The following is a 21,797-nucleotide window of genomic DNA, read 5'->3' as shown; positions in this document are numbered from 1 at the left end:
GTGCCCACCCCTGCTGGTGGGCACCTGCCGCCATGACCTACCCTCACGACCAACGGTCGTGATCTACTGGCCCCTGTCCTGACGGAAACGCACGCGTGGTCTCCAGCTGGATCCTGCTGCTGGTCTCGGTTGCCTATGCCGCGCTGCTGTTCGGCGTGGCGTGGTGGGGTGACCGACGGCCCATGTACCCCGACCGCCCGTGGCTGCGGCCGGTGGTCTACAGCCTGGCGCTGGCCGTCTACTGTTCGTCGTGGACTTTCTACGGTGCCGTGGGCACCGCCGTGCGCAACGGCGTGGGCTACCTGCCGATCTACATCGGCCCGTTGCTGCTGCTGCTGTTCGGCTGGCGCATCATCGAGCGGCTGGCGCTGATCGCACGCAGCCAGAACGTGGTGTCCATCGCCGATTTCATATCCTCGCGCTTCGGCCGCTCGCGGCGGCTGGCCGCGCTGGTGGCGATCATCGCCCTGATCGGCATCGTTCCGTACCTGGCCCTGCAGTACAAGGCCGTGGCCATGAGCCTGCAGGTGCTGACCGGCAACAGCGGCCCCACCGGCTTCTTCACGGATCCGGCGCTGTACGTGGCGCTGTTGATGGCCCTGTTCGCCACCCTGTTCGGCACCCGCCAGGTCGATGCCACCGAGCACCACCACGGCATGATGCTGGCCATTGCCTTCGAATCGGTCATCAAGCTGTGCGCGATGCTGGCGGTGGGCGTGTTCGCCTACCTGTGGCTGAGCGACCGCAGCGAAGCGGTGGTTGCCTCGGTGCATACATTGTTCACCGGCCTGCCGCCGGTGGGCTTCATTTCGCAGACCCTGCTCAGTTTCCTGGCCATCATCTGCCTGCCGCGCCAGTTCCATGTGGCGGTGGTGGAGTGCGGCGACGTGCGCGACGTGCGTCGCGCGCGCTGGATGTTCGGTGGCTACCTGGTGCTGATCTCGGCCATGGTGCTGCCGATCGCCACCGCCGGCGTCAGCCTGTTCGGCACCGGCGGCAGCGTGGCCGACGATGCCATGGTGCTGGCGCTGCCGCTGGCCGAGGGGCGCAACGCGCTGGCCCTGATCGCCTACGTCGGCGGTTTCTCGGCGGCCACCGGCATGGTCATCGTCTCGTCCATCGCCCTGGCCACCATGGTCAGCAACGACCTGGTGATGCCGGTGCTGCTGCGCCGCAGTGGCGACCACCAGGAAGCGGCCGACGTGGCCTCGCGCGTGCTGTGGATCCGCCGTTTGGCGATCCTGCTGCTGGCGTTGATGGCGTACAGCTACTACCGCAGCAGCAGCAACGACAGCACCCTGGCGTCCTACGGCCTGATGGCATTCGCGGCGGTGGCGCAGTTCGCGCCGGGCCTGATCGGCGGCCTGTACTGGCGTGGCGCCAGCCGCCGCGGCGTGGAAGCCGGCATGCTGCTGGGCTTTGCCACCTGGCTGTACACCCTGCTGCTGCCGGCGATGACCCTGGCCGGCTGGGTGGATGCGGCGTGGGTGCAGCACGGGCCGTTCGGTATCGACTGGCTGCGCCCGCAGCAGTTGTTCGGCATGACCGGCTGGGACCCGCTCACCCACGGCACGTTCTGGTCGCTGCTGGTGAACGCGGCGACGATGATGCTGGTGTCCGCGCGCTGGCGCCCCGGCGTGGACGAGCGCCTGCGTGCGGCCCCCTTCCTGGACCCCTACGCAGAACGGCCGTCGGTCGCCGGTGGCTGGCCCGGCCATGTGCACGTGGGCGACCTGCTGGCGCTGGCCTCGCGCGTGGTGGGCGAGCGCCATGCGCAGCGCTCGTTCTTCGAACAGGCGCAGTCGCTGGGTCGCGAACTGCAGTCCTCGGCACCGGCCGACCGGCCGTGGGTGCAGTTCACCGAGCGTCTGCTGGCCGCCTCCATCGGTGCGGCCTCCGCACGCCTGCTGCTGACCAGCCTGCTGCGCGGTTCGGGCATGGACCTGGGCGAAGTGGTGGCGGTGCTGGATGAAGCCGGGCAGGAGCTGCGCTTCAACCGCGAGATTCTTTCTACCACGCTGGAAAACATCAGCGCCGGCGTCAGCGTGGTCGACCCGGACATGCGCCTGACCGCCTGGAACCGCCGTTACCAGGACATGTTCGGCTATCCCGACGGCATGCTCTACGTCGGCCGCCCGGTGGCCGACCTGATCCGCTACAACGCCGAACGCGGCGAGCTGGGCGAAGGCGATATCGAAGTGCAGATCAACCGCCGCATCGGCTACATGCGCGCCGGTTCGCCGCACGTGTTCGAGCGCACCCGCAGCGATGGCAAGGTGATCGAGATGCGTGGCCAGGCGCTGCCCGGCGGCGGTTACGTGACCAGCTACAACGACATTACCGATTACAAGCACGCGGAAAAGGCGCTGCTGGAAGCCAACGAAACGCTGGAACAGCGCGTGGCCGAGCGCTCGCATGAAGCCGAGGTGGCGCAGCAGTCGAAGACGCGCTTCCTGGCGGCGATCAGCCATGACGTGCTGCAGCCGCTGAACGCGGCGCGCCTGTTCGCTTCGGCACTGCGTGACAGCGACCACGTGAGCGATGAGCAGAAGCACCTGGCCGAACGCGTGGATGCGTCGTTGCGCGCGGCCGAAGAACTGCTGGATGGCCTGCTGGACGTGTCGCGGCTGGATGCCGGTGGCCTGCACCCGGTCATCGGCGAGTTCGACGTGAGCGCGCTGATGCGCGAGCTGGCGGCGCAGTACACCCCGGTGGCTGCGGGCCGCGGCCTGCGCCTGGACCTGTTCGCGCGCACCACCTGGGTGCGCAGCGATCGTCGACTGCTGCGGCGCGTGCTGCAGAACTTCCTGGCCAATGCGCTGCGCTACACCCGCCAGGGCCGCATCGTGCTGGCCGTGCGCCAGCGCGGCGATGAAGTGGAACTGCAGGTGTGGGACACCGGGCCAGGCATTCCTGAGCACCACATGCGGCAGATCTTCGACGAATTCCACCGTTACCAGCAGCCGTTCGACTGGGGTGAGCAGGGGTTGGGCCTGGGCCTGTCGATCTGCCAGCGCATCTCGCGTCTGCTCGACCATCGCTTGAATGCCCGCAGCCGGGTCGGCAGTGGCTCGATGTTCTCGATCATCCTGCCGCGGGTGGCACCGTTGCCGGGCTACACCGAGCCGGCGGCTGTGGTCACCGCAGCCGCACCGGCGGTGCGCAGCGATTCGCTGGCCGGCCTGCGCGTGCTGTGCGTGGACAACGACGAGGAGATCCTGGACGGCATGCGCGCGTTGCTGGGTCGCTGGCAGGTGCAGGTGATCACCGCCTCCACCGTGGACCAGGCACTGGAACGGATTGTCGAGCGACCGCAGGTGATGCTGGTGGATTACCACCTGCATGACCGCATGGATGGCCTGGATGCCCTGGTGGCGCTGCGCGACGCGGCCGGCTATGCATTGCCGGGCGCGTTGCTGACCGCCGATGGTCGTGACGAGTTGAAGCGGATGGCCCGCGAACGCGGCTACCGCGTGCTGACCAAGCCGATCAAGCCTGCCTCGCTGCGCGCCTTCCTGGGCGCGCTGCGCGATGCAGGAACGTCACCGTAGATCCACGCCATGCGTGGATGCGCATCGATTTCGCCGGGCCACGCCCGGCGGCAACGATAGCCAACGCGTTATGCCACGCCGTGCAGGTGCTCGTACAGGATCGTCGAACCGATGATGATCAGGATCACGCCGCCGATGATCTCGGCGCGCTTGCCGACCATGCTGCCCAGCGCACGGCCGAGCATGATGCCGGCGGTGACCATGGTCAGCGTGCACAGGCCGATCACGGCTGCCATCACGCCGATATGCACGTCCATGAAGGCCAGGCCGATGCCCACCGCCATGGCGTCGATGCTGGTGGCGAAACCGGTCAGCGCCAGCTTCCAGAAGCCGTGGTGCTGCGAGGAGTCTTCCTCCTCGTCATCGCCGTCCGGGCGCACACCGTTGATGATCATGTGCACGCCCAGTGCCAGCAGCAGGCCGAACGCGATCCAGTGGTCGAAGGCTTCCACGTACCGCAGGGCGGCGCGACCGAGCAGCCAGCCGATGATGGGCGTGATCGCCTCGATGACACCGAAGATGATGCCGGCGCGCAGTGCATCGCGGAACACCGGCCTGCGCATGGCCGCACCCTTGCCGATCGCCGCAGCGAAGGCATCGGTGGACATGGCAAAGCCGATCAGGAGGATCGAAACAGGAGACATGGGCGGCAACTGAAGGTCGGGCAAGGACGGACGCACGGCTCGCGTTCGCGCCCAACCTGAGATTGCGCACGCGGGCCGCTGGTCTCGCCAACCATCATGGTTGTCCACGCCACGGCGCACTGGCCGAGTATGTTGACGTGGACGATTCCTGCGAAGGAATCCGGCTACTCCCCAAGGGGACGCGAAGCTTAGCACCGCGATCCGCGCGTGGCGCATTTCCAGGCAAACGCGCAGGCAGGGCTGGTTTGTATAGCGCAGGCTATATCGAGGCGAAGCAGAAGCGTGCCAAGCAAGCTTGGCACCCACCAGGGTGGTCAAGGTAGCGCCGGGCCATGCCCGGCGAGGGTCAGTCTTCTTCCGGCGGCAGCACGATGGCGTCGTCGTCGATGGCCAGCTTGCCGGCCATCAGCACGGCCTGGGTGCGGTTGGTCACGCCCAGCTTGCGCAGGATCGCGGTCACGTGCGCCTTGATGGTCGCTTCAGAGACATTGAGGTCGTAGGCGATCTGCTTGTTCAAGCGACCGGCGCCCAGCATCTGCAGTACGCGGAACTGCTGCGGTGTCAGTTCGCGCAGGCGCTGGCCGACTTCGCGTTCCTCGCTGCCGGTGGGCGGCACGTTGTGCGCTTCCGGCGGCGCCCAGGTTTCGCCATCCAGGATGGTGCCCAGCGCATGGCCGATGGTGTCCGAGTCGGCCGACTTGGGAATGAAGCCCAGCGCGCCGTGGTCCAGCGCACGGCGCATCACCGTCGCCTCTTCGCGTGCCGACACCACCACCACTGGCAGGTGCGGGTGCAGCGACCGCATGTGTACGAGCGCATTGAAGCCCTGCGCACCGGGCATGTTCAGGTCCATCAGGACCAGGTCGGCATCGTTGTGCTGGTCGGCCAGTGCGTACAGCGCTTCCACGCTGTCGGCCTCGAACAACTGCACGCCGGGGATGACCCGCTGCACCGCCCCACGCAGGGCTTCGCGGAACAGGGGATGGTCATCGGCAATCAGAAGGGTGGTCATGGTCGGGGGGAACCGTGGGGGAAACTGTTCGGGGTCAGATCCCGTTCCGTCAGGGACGGGCTCTGACCCCGTGGCGGCCGGAATCTGCTGGGGTCAGAGCCCTTTCCTTGCGGAAAGGGATCCGACCCCGGGATCTGACCCCGGGTGATGCATCAGCGCACCTTGCGCTCGTCCACCAGCGAGGCCACGACCGAGGGATCGGCCAGGGTCGAGGTGTCGCCAAGCTGGTCAGGTGCATTCTCGGCGATCTTGCGCAGGATGCGGCGCATGATCTTGCCCGAGCGCGTCTTCGGCAGGCCCGGCGCCCACTGCAGGTGGTCCGGCGTGGCGATGGGGCCGATTTCCTTGCGCACCCAGGCGACCAGCTCTTTCTGCAGCTCGTCGCTGGGGGCCTCTTCGGCCACCAGGGTCACATAGGCATAGATGCCCTGGCCCTTCACGTCGTGCGGGAAGCCGACCACGGCCGCCTCTGCCACCTTCGGGTGCGAGACCAGCGCGCTTTCCACTTCGGCGGTGCCGATGCGATGGCCGGACACGTTGATCACATCGTCCACGCGGCCGGTGATCCAGTAGTAGCCATCCTCGTCGCGGCGGCAGCCGTCACCGGTGAAATAGCTGCCCGGATAGGTGCGGAAATACGTGTCGATGAAGCGCTGGTGGTCGCCATACACCGTGCGCATCTGGCCCGGCCAGGAATCACGGATGATCAGGTTGCCCTCGGTCGGGCCGTCCTGGATCTCGCCATCGGCATTGACCAGCGCCGGCTGTACGCCGAAGAAGGGCAGGGTGGCCGAACCCGGCTTCAGATCCATCGCGCCGGCCAGCGGCGAAATCAGGATGCCGCCGGTTTCGGTCTGCCACCAGGTATCGACGATCGGGCAACGGCTGTCACCCACCACTTCGTAGTACCAGCGCCAGGCCTCCGGATTGATAGGTTCGCCAACACTGCCAAGCAGGCGCAGCGAGGCACGCGAGGTCTTCTTCACCGGCTCCTCGCCCTCGCGCATCAGCGCACGGATGGCGGTGGGGGCGGTGTAGAAGATCGACACCTTGTGCTTGTCGATCACGTTCCAGAAGCGCGAGGTGTCCGGGTAGTTCGGCACGCCTTCGAACATCAGCGAAGTTGCGCCGTTGGCCAGCGGGCCGTACACGATGTAGCTGTGGCCGGTGACCCAGCCGACGTCGGCGGTGCACCAGTAGATGTCGTCCTCGCGCAGGTCGAACACCGCTTCGTGGGTGTAGGCCGCGTACAGCAGGTAGCCGCCGGTGGTGTGCAGCACACCCTTGGGCTTGCCGGTGGAGCCGGAGGTGTAGAGGATGAACAGCGGATCTTCCGCGTTCATGCGCTCCGGTTCGCAGGTGGACGGCTGGCTGTCCACCACGTCATGGAACCAGCGGTCGCGCGGGGCCTGCATGTCCACCGCACCGCCGGTGTGGCGCACCACCAGCACGGTTTCCACCGTGTTGGTGCCCGGCAGTTTCAGCGCGGCATCCACGTTGGCCTTCAGCGGCACCTTGCGGCCGCCGCGCAGGCCTTCGTCGGCGGTGATGATCAGCTTGCTCTGGCAATCGCTCACCCGGTCGGCAATCGAGTTCGGAGCGAAGCCACCGAACACCACCGAGTGGATCGCACCGATACGTGCGCAGGCCAGCATGGCCACCGCGGCATCGACGATCATCGGCAGGTAGATGGTGACCCGGTCGCCCTTCTTCACGCCCAGGTTGCGCAGCGCGTTGCCCAGGCGACAGGTGCGCTCGTACAGCTCGCGATAGGTCACGTGCTGGGCCGGTGCATCCGGGCTGTCCGGTTCGAACAGCAACGCGGTCTTGTCGCCGCGCTTCTCGAGCTGGCGATCCAGGCAGTTCACGCTGGCGTTGAGCTCGCCATCTTCGAACCACTTGATGTGGAAATCGGCCAGGTCGTAGCTGACGTTGCGGATCTTCGTCGGCGCACGCATCCAGTCCAGCCGCTGCGCGGCCTTGCCCCAGAAGGCATCCGGATCGGACACCGACGCCTGGTACTGCTGTTCGTAGGACTTCTTGTCGATGCGTGCCTTGGCGGCGAACTGCGGATCGACGGGGTAGATATCAGCCATGGCACCCTCACTTGCACGTTGACTTTTCATGTGCGTCCGCAGCATCGCAGCGGCCGTTCCCCCTCAGTTTGCCCCATCCACCCCCGCCCGCGTTATCGCCGCGCTTAGACCTTGGTCGAAAGACCGGCCCGTAGCAGCCCGGCTTCGACCAATGGCGAATACCGCTATACATAAACCCCCCGCAGTCTCGGCTCGACCGTGCCCCACGCGCGGCATCACCTTGCCACTTGGGAGAGAGGGCAACATGAGCCACCGTACGTTGAAAGCCGTGCGCAAACCTTTGGCGGCCTGCTTGCTGGTCGCCCTGGTCGCACCGGGCATGGCGTTTGCAGAAACCGCCAAAGAGAAAGCACTGGAAGCGCGCGTTGCCGAGCTGGAACGCCAGGTCCAGGCGCTGCTGTCATCGCAGCAGCAGCAACAGACCCAGATCGTGCAGACCCAGCAGGCGGTCACCGAAGTCCGCACCGTGCAGGCCGAGCAGAAGCCGGCCGTGCCCGCGGGCAAGCAGCCGATCCAGGTCACCACCATCACCCCCGGGGCGGCGCCGGGCACCACGGTCAAGATCGGCGGCTTCATCAAGGCCGACTTCCTGGCCACCCAGACCGGCGATGGCCAGTTGGCTGACGATGCCACCGGCCGCGCGCTGTACCTGCCGGGCCAGACCCCGGTGGCCGGCGCCGGCGGCAGCGGCAAGCGCTCGGACGTGGACTACAACGCCCACGCCAAGTTCTCGCGCTTCAACATCGGCATCGACAACGTCAGCGAATCGGGCAACAAGTCCGGCGCGCTGTTCGAGATGGATTTCTTCGGCAACTCGCTGGGCAACCAGACCGCCACCAACACCTACGGCGTGACCCTGCGCCATGCCTACATGTACTGGAACAACTGGTTGGCCGGCCAGACCTGGTCCAACTTCATGGACGCCGCAGCGCTGCCTGAAGCGGTCGATTTCGTCGGTCCCACCGACGGTGTGATCTTCGTGCGGCAGGCGCAGGTGCGTTACACCAACGGCGGCTTCAGCGTGGCGCTGGAAAACCCGGAAACCACCACCTTGACCGGCACCCGCAACCCGGTGACCGGGGCCTGGACCAACGCCAGCGCCAACTCCGACCGCGGCAGCCTGCCCGATCTGACCCTGCGCTATGGCTGGAAGGGCGACTGGGGCACCTTCGGCGTGGGTGGCATCGTGCGCCAGCTGAAGGTCGACAACCAGGCCACCGGGGCCAAGGCGGACAAGGTGGGCGGCGGCCTGACCGTGGGCGGCAAGTGGGTGATGGGCGGCAACGATTCGCTGCATTACCAGCTGACCGGTGGTGAAGGCATTGCGCGCTACATCGGTCTGGGTGTGACCGCCGATACCGCTTACGACGTGGCACGTGACGAACTGAACCCGACTGGCGTGCTTGCCGGCTACGTGGGCTGGCGGCATGCGTTCACCCCGAAGCTGCGCACCAACCTGATCTACGCGCGCAGTGACTACGACAACGATGGCAGCCTGGGCCCGCTGGTGACCAAGAGCGTGCAGAGCATCCGCGGCAACATCTTCTACACGCCGATGCCCAAGGTCGATATCGGTGCCGAGTACATGTACGGCGTGCGCGAGATCGAAGACGGGCGCAAGGGCGATATCAACCGCGTGCAGTTCACCACGAAATACAGCTTCTAACGGCGTGCCGACCAACGGTCGGCACCTACCAGAACACGGTGCCGACCAAGGTTGGCACCTACCGAGAATGAGTGCCGACCCTCGGTCGGCACCTACAAAGGGGAAAACGTCTCATGTCCAGTACACCCAGCACCGCGCACGACGCCGCGGGCAGCCTGACCAAAGGCCACAAGAAGGTCATCTTCGCATCGAGCCTTGGCACGGTCTTCGAGTGGTATGACTTCTTCCTGTACGGCTCCCTCGCCGCGATCATCGCCAAGCAGTTCTTCAGTGGCGTGAATGAAACCACCGGCATGATCTTCGCTCTGTTGGCCTTTGCCGCAGGCTTCTTCGTGCGACCGTTCGGCGCGGCCTTCTTCGGCAGCCTTGGCGACCGCATCGGCCGCAAGTACACCTTCCTGGTCACCATCCTGATCATGGGCATCTCGACCTTCCTGGTCGGCGTGCTGCCCAACTACGCCTCGATCGGCTTCGCCGCACCGGTGATCCTGATCATCCTGCGCCTGGCCCAGGGCCTGGCGATGGGCGGTGAATACGGCGGTGCCGCCACCTACGTGGCCGAGCACGCGCCGGACGACAAGCGCGGCCTGTACACCAGCTTCATCCAGTGCACCGCCACGCTGGGTCTGTTCATGTCGCTGCTGATCATCCTGGCCTGCCGCTACTTCCTGGGCAACGAAGCCTTCGAAGCCTGGGGCTGGCGCATTCCGTTCCTGGTGTCGATCCTGCTGCTGGGCGTTTCGGTGTGGATCCGCCTGCAGCTGAGCGAATCGCCGCTGTTCCAGCAGATGAAGTCCGAAGGCAAGGGTTCCAAGACCCCGTTCCGTGACAGCCTGAAGGGCGGCAACCTGAAGTTGATGCTGCTGGTGCTGCTGGGTGCCGCGGCCGGCCAGGCCGTGGTCTGGTACGGCGGCCAGTTCTACGCGCTGTTCTTCCTGAGCAGCATGCTGAAGGTCGATGCCACCACCTCTTACCTGCTGATTGCCGCCGCGCTGGCGCTGGGCGTGCCGTTCTTCATCTTCTTCGGCTGGCTGTCCGACCGTATCGGCCGCAAGAAGATCATCCTGGCCGGCTGCCTGCTGGCCGCCGTCACCTACATCCCGATCTTCAAGGGCCTGACCCACTTCGCCAACCCGGCCATCGAAGAAGCCCGCAGCAGCTCGCCGGCACTCGTGGTTGCCGATCCGAACACCTGCTCGTTCCAGTTCGATCCGGTGGGCCTGCGCAAGTTCACCAGCTCCTGCGACGTGGCGACCGCCGCGCTGACCAAGGCCGGTGTGCCGTACGACGTGCAGCCCGCCGCTGCCGGTTCGCTGGCGATGGTGAACGTGGGTAGTGCCAGCGTCACCTCGTATGAGGCGGCCGGCCTGACCAAGGAAGAAGGCAAAGCCAAGGCCGATGCGTTCGGTGCCGAACTGAAGGGCGCGCTGACCACCGCCGGCTACCCGGCCAAGGCCGATGGTTCGCGCATCAACTACGCCGGCACGATCTTCATGCTGTGGCTGCTGGTGCTGTACGTGACCATGGTCTACGGCCCGATCGCCGCCTACCTGGTGGAACTGTTCCCGACCCGCATCCGCTACACCTCGATGTCGCTGCCGTACCACATCGGCAACGGCTGGTTCGGTGGCTTCCTGCCGGCGATCTCCTTCGCGCTGGTGGCCGGTACCGGCAACCTGTACTACGGCCTGTGGTACCCCATCATCATCGCGCTGATGTCGGTGGTGATCGGCGGCTTGTTCCTGCGTGAGACCAAGGACGTGGACATCACCAAGTAGGAATGGTGATCATCGGATAGAGGAGAGGCCGTGGTGCAGACCACGGCCTTTTCGTTTCCCGGTAGCGCCGAGCCATGCTCGGCGACCGCGCAACGCGCGGCACAAAATCCGCAGACGCGAAAAGACAGCGTTCGGCACGCCCGGGGTCAGATCCCTTTCGCATGCGAAAGGGATCTGACCCCAGTGAATGGCGCGGCACCCCGTATAGTCGGCCCATGACCACCACCGCCCCGGCCGACCTTCCCGCCCTCCTGCACACCCTGCGCAGCGCCTGGCAGGCCCGGCGCCCTTCGCTGGACCAGCGCGAGGCCGACCTTCGCCGCCTGCGCGAAGCACTGAAGGCGCGCCTGGATGAAATGGCTGCGGCCATCGCCGAAGACTTCGGCCACCGTGCCCATGTCGAATCGAAGCTGGCCGATGGCATGAGCGTGCTGTCGGCCATCGACCACCTGCGCCGCCACCTGCGGCGCTGGTCGAAGCCGCAGCGGGTGGGCGCCGGCTGGCGGCTGTGGCCGGCGCGTGCGCAGCTGCGGCCGACACCGCTGGGCGTGGTCGGGGTGATTTCGCCCTGGAACTACCCGGTCACCCTGGCCCTGGTGCCGCTGGCCACGGCCATCGCGGCGGGCAACCACGTGCTGCTCAAACCCTCCGAACACACGCCGCGCACCAGCGCGTTCCTGGCCGATCTGCTGGCCAGCGTGTTTCCGCCCGATCGCGTGGCGGTGGTGCAGGGTGGTGCGGATGTGGCTGCAGCCGTGTCCTCGCTGCCGCTGGACCATCTGGTGTTCACCGGCTCAACCGCCGTCGGCCGCAAGGTAATGGCGGCCGCAGCCGAGCACCTGGTGCCGCTCACGCTGGAATTGGGTGGCAAATCACCGGCCATTGTCTGCCGCGATTTCCCGCTGGACAAAGCCGCCGCGCGGCTGGCCACCGGCAAGTGGTTCAACGCCGGCCAGACCTGCATCGCGCCCGATTACGTGCTGATCGATACCGTGCGCCAGCGCGAGTTCGTGCAGGCGCTGCAGCAACAGGTGCGCGCGCGCTACGGGGATTTCGCCGATGCCGATGACTACACGCGCATCATCAACGAGGGCCAGTACCAGCGCCTGCAGGGCTATCTGGCGCAGGCCCGCGAGCGCGGCGTGCCGGTCATTCCGTTGGCCCAGGTGGATGCCACGCGCGCCGACCGCGAGCGCCTGCTGGTGCCCACGGTGGTGCTGGACCCGCCGGATGACCTGGACCTGATGCGCGAGGAGATCTTCGGCCCGATCCTGCCGGTGCGGGCCTACCCGGACCTGGATGCGGCGCTGGCCGATGTGCTGTCGCGGGATCGCCCGCTGGCGCTGTACCCCTTCAGCCAGGACCGTGCGACGGTGGAGCGCATCCTCGACCAGGTGGTGGCCGGCGGGGTGACGGTGAATGACACGCTGCTGCATTTCGCCGCCGACGGCCTGCCGTTTGGCGGAGTGGGGGCCAGTGGCATGGGCGCGTACCACGGGCGGGCTGGGTTCGACGCCATGAGCAAGCGGCTGCCGGTGCTGTGGCAGTCACGCTGGGCGGCCAGCGACCGGCTGCGGCCGCCGTATTCGAAGATTGCGGGGTTGTTGAGGTTCCTGTTGCGGTGAAGCCACGCATGGCGTGGCTCTACCGACGGGGCCGCGTTCCGGTAGGTGCCAACCTTGGTTGGCACGCGGGTTTGGCGCCTACCAAAGCAGGGCCGGGTAGAATGCCCCCATGAAAATCGCCTCGTGGAACGTCAATTCGCTCAATGTCCGCCTGCCGCACCTGGAGCAGTGGCTCAAGGACTTCGGCCCGGACATCGTCGGTATCCAGGAAACCAAGCTGGAGGACCACAAGTTCCCCGATGCGGCGCTGATCGCCGCGGGCTACCGCAGCGTGTTTGCTGGCCAGAAGACCTACAACGGCGTGGCCCTGCTGTCGCGTGAGCCGGCGCAGGACGTGCAGATCGGCATTCCCGGTTTCGAGGACGAGCAGAAGCGCGTCATCGCCGGCACCTTCGGTGATCTGCGGGTGATCAACCTGTACGTGGTCAACGGCCAGGACATCGGCACCGACAAGTACGACTACAAGCTGCGCTGGCTGGAAGCCGTGCATGCCTGGATCGCGCAGGAGCTGCAGCGCCACCCGAAGCTGATCGTGATGGGCGACTTCAACATCGCCCCGGACGCGCGCGACGTGCACGACCCGGAGGTGTGGAACGAAAACCACATCCTCACCTCCACCGCCGAGCGCGGCGCGCTGAACAAGCTGCTGCAGCTGGGCCTGCACGATGGCTTCCGCCTGCACAACGACGAGGCCGGTGTGTTCAGCTGGTGGGATTACCGTGCGGCTGGCTTCCGCCGCAACCTGGGCCTGCGCATCGATCTGACCCTGGTGTCCGATGCGCTGAAGGGCAGTGCGGTGGCCGCGGGCATCGACCGCGAGCCGCGTACCTGGGAACGCCCCAGCGACCACGCCCCGGCGTGGGTGGAATTGGGTTGAAACGGTAGCGCCGGGCCATGCCCGGCGAGCGCAGCGGCGGCAGGGAGGCGCCGGGCATGGCCCGGCGCTACCCCTCGGATCACCGTATGCTCTTGCGGGTGAACAGGTTGACGATGGCCAGCAGGATCACCGCGCCGATCAGCGAGAACAGGAACGTGCGGATCGTAATCGCTTCGTTGATGCCGCCGCCGAACAACCAGCCGGCAATCAACGCGCCGACGATGCCGACCACGATGTTGAGGATGATGCCCTGCTGGGCGTCGCGTCGCATGATGAGGCTGGCCAGCCAGCCCACCACGCCGCCCACGATCAGCCAGATGATGATGCCCATGTACGTGACCTCCGGAAGGGAACGCGCCCAGTTGACGCGCAGCGCCGTGAACCCGTCGTGCAATCCCGTGACGGGGGCGTGCGGATGAGCCTGCCGGCCACCCTGGACGGCCCCTGGCGGTTCGGCCCGGTGACCGTCTGGCGGCGCCCACATGTGCCCGGCCAGCGGGGTGAACCGCAGGCGCGGCAGGTGCTGGCGCAGGCGCTGGGGGTCGAACCGGAGGCGTTGCCGCTGGTGCGTGATGACAAGGGCCGGCCCGAGCTGGCCGGTGCGCTGGCCCACTACGGCACCGGCTGGAGCCACAGCGGCGAGGTGCTGCTGGTGGCGCTGGGCGAGGGCGTGCGCCTGGGGGTGGACCTGGAACTGCTGCGCCCGCGCCCGCGGCTGCTGGAAATCGTGCAGCGCTTCTTCCACCCGGACGAGGTGGCCTGGCTGGAGGGGTTGTCCGTGGCCGAGCGCGAACACTGGTTCTTCCGCGTCTGGTGCGCCAAGGAGGCGATCCTGAAGGCGCACGGGCAGGGCATTTCCTTCGGCCTGCACCGCCTGCGCCTGGCCCCCGGCCGCGATGGCGCCCTGCACCTGCTGGCCTGCGATGCCGAGCTGGGCCAGGCCGAGCGCTGGCACCTGCACGAATGGCAGGCCAGCGGCCAGTTCCGCGCCGCGTTGGCCTGGCATGCCGATTGATGCCGCGCAGTGAAGCGGCGAACCGGCGGGCAAAACCGGCGATAATGGCGGCATGAGCGAACATGATCTTCCCGCCGGCGTGGTTGCCACGCTGGAACAGGGCCTGGCCAGCATGGGCCTGGCGGCCGACCTGGCGCCGCCGCTGCTGCGCTACCTGGCCCTGCTGCACCGCTGGAACGGCACCTACAACCTGACCGCCATCCGCGACCCGCAGGAGATGGTCACCCGCCACCTGCTCGATTCGCTGGCCATGCAGCCGTTCGTGGCCGATGGCAGCCTGGCCGACCTGGGCACCGGCCCCGGCCTGCCCGGCATCCCGCTGGCCATCGCCTGCCCGGGCCTGCAGGTCACCCTGGTGGAAAGCAACGGCAAGAAGGCGCGCTTCATGCGCGAAGCCGTGCGCCAGCTGGGCCTGGCCAATGCCCGCGTGGCCGAGTCGCGCGCCGAGGCGCTGGACGAGGCCGGCGCCTACGACCAGCTGACCGCGCGCGCCATGGACACCCTGGCCGGCATCGTCCGCGTGGGCGGGCACCTGCTGCGCCCCGGCGGCGTGCTGCTGGCCATGAAGGGGGTCTACCCGCATGACGAGATCGCCGCACTGCCGGCCGGCTGGCAGGTGCGCGAGGTGACCCCGCTGAGCGTGCCCGGCCTGGCCGGCGAACGCCATCTGGTCACCGTTACCGGCCCTTGAACCCGCTCGTCGACCCCTTGTGCAACAACGGGTTGGCGATCCACGATTTCCGCCCGGGGCCGGTTGTACGCATAATGACCGGTCCCAACCATCCGTCGACGAGGCACACCTGCATGGCCCGCATCATCGCCATCGCCAACCAGAAGGGTGGCGTCGGCAAGACCACGACCGCCGTCAACCTGGCCGCTTCCCTGGCCAACGCACCCAAGCGGGTGCTGCTGGTCGATCTCGATTCGCAGGGCAATGCGACCATGGGCAGCGGCGTGGACAAGCGCGAACTGGTCGCCTCCACCTACGATCTGCTGCTGGGTGAAGCCAACGCCGCCGATGTGCGCGTGGCCACCGCCGAAGGCTACGACCTGCTGCCGGGCAACATCGACCTGACCGCAGCCGAGATCCAGCTGATGGCACAGGAAGCGCGCGAGCAGCGCCTGAAGCGCGCGCTGGCGCCGATCCGCGATGAGTACGACTACATCCTGATCGACTGCCCGCCGGCGCTGTCGCTGCTCACGCTGAACGCACTGGCCGCCGCCGATTCGGTGATCGTGCCGATGCAGTGCGAGTACTACGCACTGGAAGGCCTGAGCGCGCTGGTGGAAACCATCGAAGCGCTGCGTGCCAACCTGAACCCTGCGCTGGAGATCGAAGGCGTGCTGCGCACCATGTTCGACGTGCGCAACAACCTGGCCAACGCGGTGTCGGCCGAACTGACCGAACACTTCGGTGATCGCGTGTTCCGCACCATCGTGCCGCGCAACGTGCGCCTGGCCGAAGCCCCCAGCCATGGCCAGAGCATCGTCGGCTACGACCGTGCCTCGCGCGGTGGGGTGGCCTACCTGGGCCTGGCCGGCGAGATCATCCGCCGCAACAACGAACGCAACAAGGCCGCCAAGGCCGTGGAGACCGCCTGATGACCAGCAAGCCTGCAGCCAAGAAGCGAGGCCTCGGCCGCGGCCTGGACGCCCTGCTGGGTCCGAAGGGCGCGGTCAGCCAGGTGCAGGCCACCACTGCTGTCATCGAGCCGCTGCCGGGTGAAGTGCTGCGCAAGCTGGCTGTCGGCCAGCTGCAGCCGGGCAAGTACCAGCCGCGCCGCGAGATGGACGAAGGCAAGCTCTCCGAGCTGGCCGATTCGATCAAGTCGCAGGGCGTTATCCAGCCGATCCTGGTGCGCCAGCTGCCGGCCGGCAACTACGAAATCGTGGCCGGCGAACGCCGCTGGCGCGCTTCGCAGCTGGCGGGTCTGGACGAAGTGCCGGTGGTGGTGCGCGAGCTGGAAGACCGCACCGTCATCGCGATGGCGCTGATCGAGAACATCCAGCGCGAAGACCTGAATCCGCTGGAAGAAGCCGAAGCGCTGCAGCGGCTGATCAGCGAATTCACCCTGACCCACGCCGAGGCCGCCGAAGCGGTGGGCCGCTCGCGCGCGGCGGTGTCCAACCTGCTGCGCCTGCTGGAACTGCCGGTGGCGATCCGCCTGCTGCTGGAAACCCGCCGCCTGGAAATGGGCCACGCCCGCGCACTGCTGACCCTGGCCCCGGAACTGGCCGGCAAGCTGGCCCAGGAAGCGGCCGACGAAGGCTGGTCGGTGCGCGAGGTCGAGCGCCGTGCGCAGGCCTTCGCCGCCGGCAAGGTGCCCAGCAACCGCCCGGTGGCCACGCCGAAGGTGCAGCAGGCCGACATCGCGTCGCTGGAAACCGAACTGTCCGAATCGCTGGGCACCAAGGTGGCCATCAACCATGGCCGCGGCGGCAAGGGCAAGCTGATCATCCACTACACCGACCTGGATACGCTGGACGGCGTGCTGGAAAAGCTGCGTACGCGCCAGGGCTGAGCCCGGCCGGGTTTCTGCCCCGCGCACGGCGCGCCTGCGCCGTGCCCCGGGGCCTGACAGGGAACCGTGCATGAGCAACGACTTCGACGATGTCAGCCCCGGTGGCAGCCGCATGCACCTGCACCGCCGCGACACCGTGCATTCGCCTGCACAGGGCCAACCGCACACGGCGCAGATCCGTGCCTATATCGAGCGCCACCTGGGGCCGGTAGCGGGCGCGTTCGACGATGCGCTGCCCGATACGGTGCGCGTGCTGGTGCACGTGGTACCGCCCACCGCCGACCGTCCCTGGCTGCAGCTGGTCACCTCGGGCATGAGCGATCTGCCGATGAACCTGCCGCCGGGCGTGGATGTTCCGCATTTCGCCGAACTGATGCTGACCCTGCCGGCCCACTGGCCGCTGGATGCGCAATCGCTGCAGGACGAGCGCTTCTACTGGCCGGTGCGATTGCTGCAGACGCTGGCACGCCTGCCGCATCTGTATGACACCTGGCTGGCACCCGGGCACACCGTGCCGCATGGCAATCCGGCCGAACCCTACGCGGCTGACGTGCGGTTCGACGGCGCCATGGTGGTGTATCCGGCTACAGTGCCGCCGGCCTTTGGCGAACTGCTGGACGATGATGGCCGCACGATTGCCTTCCGCGCGGTGCTGCCGCTGTACCCCGAAGAGATGGCGTTGAAGCTGCAGGAAGGGGCCGATGAACTGCTCGAACGCCTGCAGGCCAAGGGCATCGACGACCGCATCGACACCGGCCGCTTCAACGTGGCGCGGCCACGGCTGGGCCTGTCCTGAGCCAGGCGGGTAACATCTGTGCTGCATTCCTGCGCGTAGAGCCCCCGCCATGACCCTCCTGCTCACCGGCGCTGCCGGCTTCATCGGTGCCTACACCGCCCGTGCCCTGCTGGAGCAGGGCCAGGCCGTGGTTGGCCTGGACAACTTCAACGATTACTACGACCCGCAGATCAAGCGCGACCGCGTGGCCGCGCTGTGCCCCACGCTGGACCTGCGCACGCTGGACCTGACCGACCGCGAAGGCCTGGCCGCCCTGTTCGACGAAGTGCAGCCCAGCGCGGTGATCCACCTGGCCGCGCAGGCCGGCGTGCGCTATTCGCTGGAAAACCCGCACGCCTACGTCGACAGCAACCTGACCGGCTTCGTCAACATGCTGGAATTGTGCCGCCACCGGGGCGTGCAGCACCTGGTGTACGCCTCCAGCAGCTCGGTGTACGGTGATTCGGCCACGCCGCCGTTCTCCGAAGACCAGCGCGTGGACCAGCCGCGCTCGCTGTACGCGGCCACCAAGGCCGCCAACGAGCTGATGGCCTACACCTATGCGCAGCTGTACGGCCTGCATGCCACCGGCCTGCGCTTCTTCACCGTGTATGGCCCGTGGGGCCGCCCGGACATGGCGCCGCTGCTGTTCTCCCGCGCAGTGCTGGCCGGCCGCCCCATCGATGTGTTCAATGAAGGGCGCATGCAGCGCGACTTCACACATGTTTCCGACATCGTGGCCGGTATCCTCGGCGCCCTCGCGCACCCGTCCACCGAACCGGTGCCGCACCGCGTGTTCAACCTGGGCAACCACACTCCGGTCGAGCTGGAACGCTTCATCGGTGTGATCGAACAGGCGGCCGGGCGCCCGGCGCAGAAGGTCTACAAGCCCATGCAGCCCGGCGACATGGTGCGCACCATGGCCGACACCCGGCGCGCCCATGACGCATTCGGCTTCGACGCGGTCACCCCGATCGAACAGGGGCTGCCGCCGGTGGTGCAGTGGTGCCGCGAGTACTTTGGCGATCGCGCCTGAGGAAGGCTCCTCACGCAGCCGGGTTCATCTTCGGATAACCTCGGCTGCGGACAATGCGCGGTCTTTGTTTCCCTCTTGGCCGAGTGCCCCATGAGCCAACCTGAGCTTTCCGTTGTCGTTCCGGTGTTCAACGAGCGCGACAATGTCGCCCCGCTGGTGGCCGAGATCACTGCCGCCCTGCGCGGCCATCTGCCGTTCGAGATCGTCTACATCGACGACCATTCGCGCGACGACACCTTGGCCGTGCTGCAGGGTCTGAAGGCCACCACCCCGGAACTGCGGGTGCTGCACCATGTCAGCCAGAGCGGGCAGAGCACCGCCGTGCGCACCGGGGTGAAGCATGCGCGCGCGCCGTGGATCGCCACCCTGGATGGTGATGGCCAGAACGATCCGGCCGATATTCCCAAGCTGCTGGCCGCCCGCGCCGCCGCCGATGCGCAGGTGAAACTGTTCGCCGGCTGGCGGGTGAACCGCCAGGACAGCGGCAGCAAGCGCTGGGCCAGCCGCTGGGCCAACGCCATCCGCGCGCGCATGCTGCGCGACGACACCCCCGATACCGGCTGCGGCATCAAGCTGTTCGAACGCGCCGCCTTCCTCGACCTGCCGTACTTCGACCACATGCACCGCTACCTGCCGGCGCTGATGCAGCGGGCAGGCTGGAAGACCACCAGCGTGCCGGTGAACCATCGCCACCGCACCGCTGGGGTTTCCAAGTACAACAACCTGGGCCGCGCGCTGGTCGGCATCCGCGACCTGCGCGGCGTGGCGTGGCTGATCACCCGCAGCAAGCGCACTGCGGTGGAGGAGCGTTGATGGAACTGCACTGGCTGGACCAACCGCTGACCTGGCTGTACTGGACCGGCCTGCACGTGACCGGCTGGAAGCTGATCGGCTACACCGGCGCGCTGATGTTCGGCGGCCGCTGGCTGGTGCAGTTCGTGGCTTCCAAGCGGGCGGGCAAGCCGGTCATCCCGCGCCTGTTCTGGTACATGAGCGTGGTCGGCAGCCTGATGACGCTCAGCTACTTCCTGTTTTCGGCCAAGCAGGATTCGGTGGGCGTGCTGCAGAACCTGTTCCCGGCGTTCACCGCGCTGTACAGCCTGCACCTGGACATCAAGCACCGCGGCTGGAAGCGCGACAAAGCCAGCCATTGAGGGCCGGGGTCGGATCCCTTTCCGCAGGAAAGGGCTCTGACCCCCGTCAGGATCCCCGGCGCATCCACGCATGGCGTGGATCTACTCATCAGGCAGGACCTTCGTCCCATGCCTGCACGGGGCTGGCGGTGCGATCATCGGGGTCTGCCTTCCCGGGAACCTGTGCTTGTGAAAACCCGTCTTGCCGTTGCCCTGCTGATCGCCCTGGCCGCGCCGGCCGTTGCCCTGGCCGCGCCGCCCGCTGCCGCTGCACCGGCCAGCATGGCCGCCGAATCGCCCGCCGACGCGGCGTTCCGCGCGATCTACGAGAAAGAATGGAAGTGGCGCCAGGACGGCGGTGGTGAAGCCAGCGAAGACGGCGATGCACCGGCCAATGCCACCCGCCTGCCCGACGTCAGTGCCGCCGCCCAGCAGGGCCGGCTGAAGGTCTGGGACCAGACCCTGGCCGACCTGAAGAAGATCGACCCGGCCACGCTCAGCGCGGCCAACCAGGTGAACTACGCGATCTATCGCGACCAGGTGTTCAACCTGGCCGAGGAAACCCGCCTGCGCGGCTACGAAATGCCGTTCAATTCCGATTCCTCGTTCTGGTCCAACCTGTCCTTCATGGCCCGGCGCGAGATGAAGACCGCGCAGGACTACCGCAACTACATCGCCCGCCTGAACGATGTGCCGCGCTACTTCGGCCAGCAGACCGACAACATGCGCGCCGGCCTGAAGCGCGGCTTCAGCGTGCCGCGCGCGGTGCTCGATGGCCGCGAAGTGTCCATCGCCACCGTGGCCGAACTGAAGGACCCGACCCAGTCGCCGCTGTACGCGCCGTTCAAGAAGCTGCCCAACAGCATTCCGGCCGCCGAACAGGCCGCGCTGCGCGAGCAGGCGGTGGCGGCGATCGGCGGCAAGGTGGTGCCGGCGTTCCAGCAGCTGCGCACCTTCTTCGTGAACGAATACGTGCCGCAGGCCCGCACCACCCTGGCCGCCGAAGCGATGCCGGGCGGCAAGGCGTACTACAAGCAGCAGATCCACGAGTACACCACGCTGGATCTGACGCCCGACCAGATCCACCGGATCGGCCTGGAAGAAGTGGCCCGCATCCAGCAGGAAATGAACGCCATCATCAAGCAGGTGCAGTTCAAGGGCAGCTTCGCCGATTTCCTCACCTTCCTGCGCACCGACCCGCAGTTCTACGCCAAGACCCCGGAAGAGCTGCTGTCGCGCGCCGCATGGATCTCCAAGCGTGCCGACGGCCAGATCGGCAAGTTCATGACCCTGCCGCGCGCCCGCTTCACCATCGTGCCGGTGCCGCCGGATATCGCTCCGTTCTGGACCGCGGGTCGCGGTGGCATGGGCACCTACTGGGTGAACACCTACGATCTGCCGTCGCGCCCGCTGTACAACCTGCCCGCGCTCACCCTGCACGAATCCGACCCGGGCCACGCCCTGCAGGGCGCGCTGGCGGCCGAGCAGGGCGAACAGCCCGAGTTCCGCCGCAATGCCTACATCTCGGCCTACGGCGAAGGCTGGGCGCTGTACTGCGAGAAGCTGGGCGTGGAAATGGGCATCTACGAAACCCCCTACGAGGATTTCGGGCGCCTGACCTACGAAATGTGGCGCGCCGCGCGCCTGGTCATCGACACCGGCGTACACAGCAAGGGCTGGACGCGCGACCAGGCGCTGGCCTATCTGCGCGACCACACCGCGCTGAGCGAGCACGAAGTGACCACCGAAGTGGATCGCTACATTTCCTGGCCGGGCCAGGCGCTGAGCTACAAGCTGGGTGAAATCGCGATCGTGCGCCTGCGTGCCCAGGCCGAGAAGGAGCTGGGCGACAAGTTCGACATCAAGGGCTTCCACGACGCCGTGCTGAAGCAGGGTTCGGTGCCGCTGCCGGTGCTGGAACAGCAGATCCAGGCGTATATCGCCGAACGCCGGAAGGCCTGACCGGTCACGCCGCCGGGCATGGCCTGGCGCTACCGGAAGGCACGCAGGGGTAGCGCCGGGCCATGCCCGGCGAGCGGCGGCTGCGATTGTGTAACGGCTGCAACG

Annotated in this window: 18 protein-coding genes and 1 riboswitch; of the genes, 14 read left to right on the top strand and 4 right to left on the bottom strand. The window is 67.2% G+C overall.

What is annotated here, in order from left to right; translation table 11 throughout:
* Positions 1-95: 95 nt before the first annotated feature.
* Positions 96-3,551, top strand: a complete 3,456-nt coding sequence (locus C1930_RS19780; protein WP_108772476.1) for a PAS domain-containing hybrid sensor histidine kinase/response regulator — start codon at positions 96-98, stop codon at positions 3,549-3,551.
* A 68-nt stretch (positions 3,552-3,619) separates the two neighbouring features.
* Here the strand turns inward: C1930_RS19780 and C1930_RS19775 are convergent, their stop codons facing one another.
* The 3 genes from C1930_RS19775 to acs all read right to left on the bottom strand — a co-directional run bounded on the left by C1930_RS19775 (position 3,620) and on the right by acs (position 7,303).
* Positions 3,620-4,195 (bottom strand): manganese efflux pump MntP family protein, encoded by a 576-nt coding sequence (locus C1930_RS19775; RefSeq protein ID WP_108757556.1) that lies wholly within the window; start codon positions 4,193-4,195, stop codon positions 3,620-3,622.
* Positions 4,196-4,284: 89 nt separating this feature from the next.
* Positions 4,285-4,374, bottom strand: a riboswitch (yybP-ykoY riboswitch).
* A 167-nt stretch (positions 4,375-4,541) separates the two neighbouring features.
* Positions 4,542-5,207, bottom strand: coding sequence for a response regulator transcription factor (locus C1930_RS19770; protein WP_006477308.1), 666 nt, complete (start codon positions 5,205-5,207; stop codon positions 4,542-4,544).
* Positions 5,208-5,359: 152 nt separating this feature from the next.
* Positions 5,360-7,303: an acetate--CoA ligase gene (gene acs / locus C1930_RS19765; RefSeq protein WP_108757555.1), complete on the bottom strand. Its 1,944-nt coding sequence runs from the start codon at positions 7,301-7,303 to the stop codon at positions 5,360-5,362.
* Between the two features lie 244 nt (positions 7,304-7,547).
* Here acs and C1930_RS19760 point away from each other — a divergent pair, with 244 nt between their 5' ends.
* The 4 genes from C1930_RS19760 (at position 7,548) to xth (ending at position 13,249) form a co-directional block, all read left to right on the top strand.
* On the top strand, positions 7,548-8,969 hold the full coding sequence (locus C1930_RS19760; protein WP_108754623.1) for a DcaP family trimeric outer membrane transporter: 1,422 nt from the start codon (positions 7,548-7,550) through the stop codon (positions 8,967-8,969).
* A 113-nt stretch (positions 8,970-9,082) separates the two neighbouring features.
* Positions 9,083-10,747, top strand: a complete 1,665-nt coding sequence (locus C1930_RS19755) for an MFS transporter (protein WP_108772475.1) — start codon at positions 9,083-9,085, stop codon at positions 10,745-10,747.
* 215 nt (positions 10,748-10,962) lie between these two features.
* Positions 10,963-12,372 (top strand): coniferyl aldehyde dehydrogenase, encoded by a 1,410-nt coding sequence (locus C1930_RS19750; protein WP_108772474.1) that lies wholly within the window; start codon positions 10,963-10,965, stop codon positions 12,370-12,372.
* A gap of 109 nt (positions 12,373-12,481) precedes the next feature.
* Entirely contained in the window at positions 12,482-13,249 is a 768-nt protein-coding gene (gene xth, locus C1930_RS19745) for an exodeoxyribonuclease III (RefSeq protein WP_108763246.1), read from the top strand.
* 79 nt (positions 13,250-13,328) lie between these two features.
* Here the strand turns inward: xth and C1930_RS19740 are convergent, their stop codons facing one another.
* A complete protein-coding gene (locus C1930_RS19740) occupies positions 13,329-13,580 on the bottom strand; it encodes a GlsB/YeaQ/YmgE family stress response membrane protein (RefSeq protein ID WP_108751668.1) in 252 nt (83 codons plus the stop codon).
* An 84-nt stretch (positions 13,581-13,664) separates the two neighbouring features.
* On the opposite strand from C1930_RS19740, the gene C1930_RS19735 reads away from it, so the two are divergent.
* From C1930_RS19735 to C1930_RS19695, 9 genes are all read left to right on the top strand, one after another.
* Positions 13,665-14,264 carry a 4'-phosphopantetheinyl transferase superfamily protein gene (locus C1930_RS19735; RefSeq protein WP_108754617.1) on the top strand — a complete coding sequence of 200 codons (600 nt, stop codon included), beginning with the start codon at positions 13,665-13,667 and terminating at the stop codon, positions 14,262-14,264.
* A 52-nt stretch (positions 14,265-14,316) separates the two neighbouring features.
* Positions 14,317-14,955, top strand: a complete 639-nt coding sequence (gene rsmG, locus C1930_RS19730; protein WP_108754900.1) for a 16S rRNA (guanine(527)-N(7))-methyltransferase RsmG — start codon at positions 14,317-14,319, stop codon at positions 14,953-14,955.
* Between the two features lie 113 nt (positions 14,956-15,068).
* Positions 15,069-15,866 (top strand): ParA family protein, encoded by a 798-nt coding sequence (locus C1930_RS19725; protein WP_108754616.1) that lies wholly within the window; start codon positions 15,069-15,071, stop codon positions 15,864-15,866.
* A complete protein-coding gene (locus C1930_RS19720; RefSeq protein ID WP_108751359.1) occupies positions 15,866-16,786 on the top strand; it encodes a ParB/RepB/Spo0J family partition protein in 921 nt (306 codons plus the stop codon). The genes C1930_RS19725 and C1930_RS19720 overlap by 1 nt, the downstream gene beginning before the upstream one ends.
* A gap of 70 nt (positions 16,787-16,856) precedes the next feature.
* A complete protein-coding gene (locus C1930_RS19715; RefSeq protein WP_108772473.1) occupies positions 16,857-17,582 on the top strand; it encodes a suppressor of fused domain protein in 726 nt (241 codons plus the stop codon).
* 49 nt (positions 17,583-17,631) lie between these two features.
* Positions 17,632-18,597, top strand: a complete 966-nt coding sequence (locus tag C1930_RS19710; RefSeq protein WP_108754614.1) for an NAD-dependent epimerase/dehydratase family protein — start codon at positions 17,632-17,634, stop codon at positions 18,595-18,597.
* Between the two features lie 90 nt (positions 18,598-18,687).
* Positions 18,688-19,410, top strand: a complete 723-nt coding sequence (locus C1930_RS19705) for a glycosyltransferase family 2 protein (protein ID WP_108754613.1) — start codon at positions 18,688-18,690, stop codon at positions 19,408-19,410.
* Positions 19,410-19,751 (top strand): lipid-A-disaccharide synthase N-terminal domain-containing protein, encoded by a 342-nt coding sequence (locus tag C1930_RS19700; RefSeq protein ID WP_108757547.1) that lies wholly within the window; start codon positions 19,410-19,412, stop codon positions 19,749-19,751. The genes C1930_RS19705 and C1930_RS19700 overlap by 1 nt, the downstream gene beginning before the upstream one ends.
* 168 nt (positions 19,752-19,919) lie before the next feature.
* Positions 19,920-21,692, top strand: a complete 1,773-nt coding sequence (locus C1930_RS19695; protein ID WP_108772472.1) for a DUF885 family protein — start codon at positions 19,920-19,922, stop codon at positions 21,690-21,692.
* The last annotated feature ends 105 nt before the right edge of the window (positions 21,693-21,797 follow it).

The organism is Stenotrophomonas sp. SAU14A_NAIMI4_8 (assembly GCF_003086695.1).
Lineage (GTDB): Bacteria > Pseudomonadota > Gammaproteobacteria > Xanthomonadales > Xanthomonadaceae > Stenotrophomonas.
Note: the sequence above shows the minus strand (reverse complement) of the source record. Positions and strands in the feature narration are given on the sequence as shown.

Coding starts and splice junctions, on each gene's coding strand:
- C1930_RS19775 (WP_108757556.1), bottom strand. CDS start 4,195: ATGTCTCCTGTTTCGATCCTCCTGATCGGCTTTGCCATGTCCACCGAT.
- C1930_RS19770 (WP_006477308.1), bottom strand. CDS start 5,207: ATGACCACCCTTCTGATTGCCGATGACCATCCCCTGTTCCGCGAAGCC.
- acs (WP_108757555.1), bottom strand. CDS start 7,303: ATGGCTGATATCTACCCCGTCGATCCGCAGTTCGCCGCCAAGGCACGC.
- C1930_RS19760 (WP_108754623.1), top strand. CDS start 7,548: ATGAGCCACCGTACGTTGAAAGCCGTGCGCAAACCTTTGGCGGCCTGC.
- C1930_RS19755 (WP_108772475.1), top strand. CDS start 9,083: ATGTCCAGTACACCCAGCACCGCGCACGACGCCGCGGGCAGCCTGACC.
- C1930_RS19750 (WP_108772474.1), top strand. CDS start 10,963: ATGACCACCACCGCCCCGGCCGACCTTCCCGCCCTCCTGCACACCCTG.
- xth (WP_108763246.1), top strand. CDS start 12,482: ATGAAAATCGCCTCGTGGAACGTCAATTCGCTCAATGTCCGCCTGCCG.
- C1930_RS19740 (WP_108751668.1), bottom strand. CDS start 13,580: ATGGGCATCATCATCTGGCTGATCGTGGGCGGCGTGGTGGGCTGGCTG.
- C1930_RS19735 (WP_108754617.1), top strand. CDS start 13,665: ATGAGCCTGCCGGCCACCCTGGACGGCCCCTGGCGGTTCGGCCCGGTG.
- rsmG (WP_108754900.1), top strand. CDS start 14,317: ATGAGCGAACATGATCTTCCCGCCGGCGTGGTTGCCACGCTGGAACAG.
- C1930_RS19725 (WP_108754616.1), top strand. CDS start 15,069: ATGGCCCGCATCATCGCCATCGCCAACCAGAAGGGTGGCGTCGGCAAG.
- C1930_RS19720 (WP_108751359.1), top strand. CDS start 15,866: ATGACCAGCAAGCCTGCAGCCAAGAAGCGAGGCCTCGGCCGCGGCCTG.
- C1930_RS19715 (WP_108772473.1), top strand. CDS start 16,857: ATGAGCAACGACTTCGACGATGTCAGCCCCGGTGGCAGCCGCATGCAC.
- C1930_RS19710 (WP_108754614.1), top strand. CDS start 17,632: ATGACCCTCCTGCTCACCGGCGCTGCCGGCTTCATCGGTGCCTACACC.
- C1930_RS19705 (WP_108754613.1), top strand. CDS start 18,688: ATGAGCCAACCTGAGCTTTCCGTTGTCGTTCCGGTGTTCAACGAGCGC.
- C1930_RS19700 (WP_108757547.1), top strand. CDS start 19,410: ATGGAACTGCACTGGCTGGACCAACCGCTGACCTGGCTGTACTGGACC.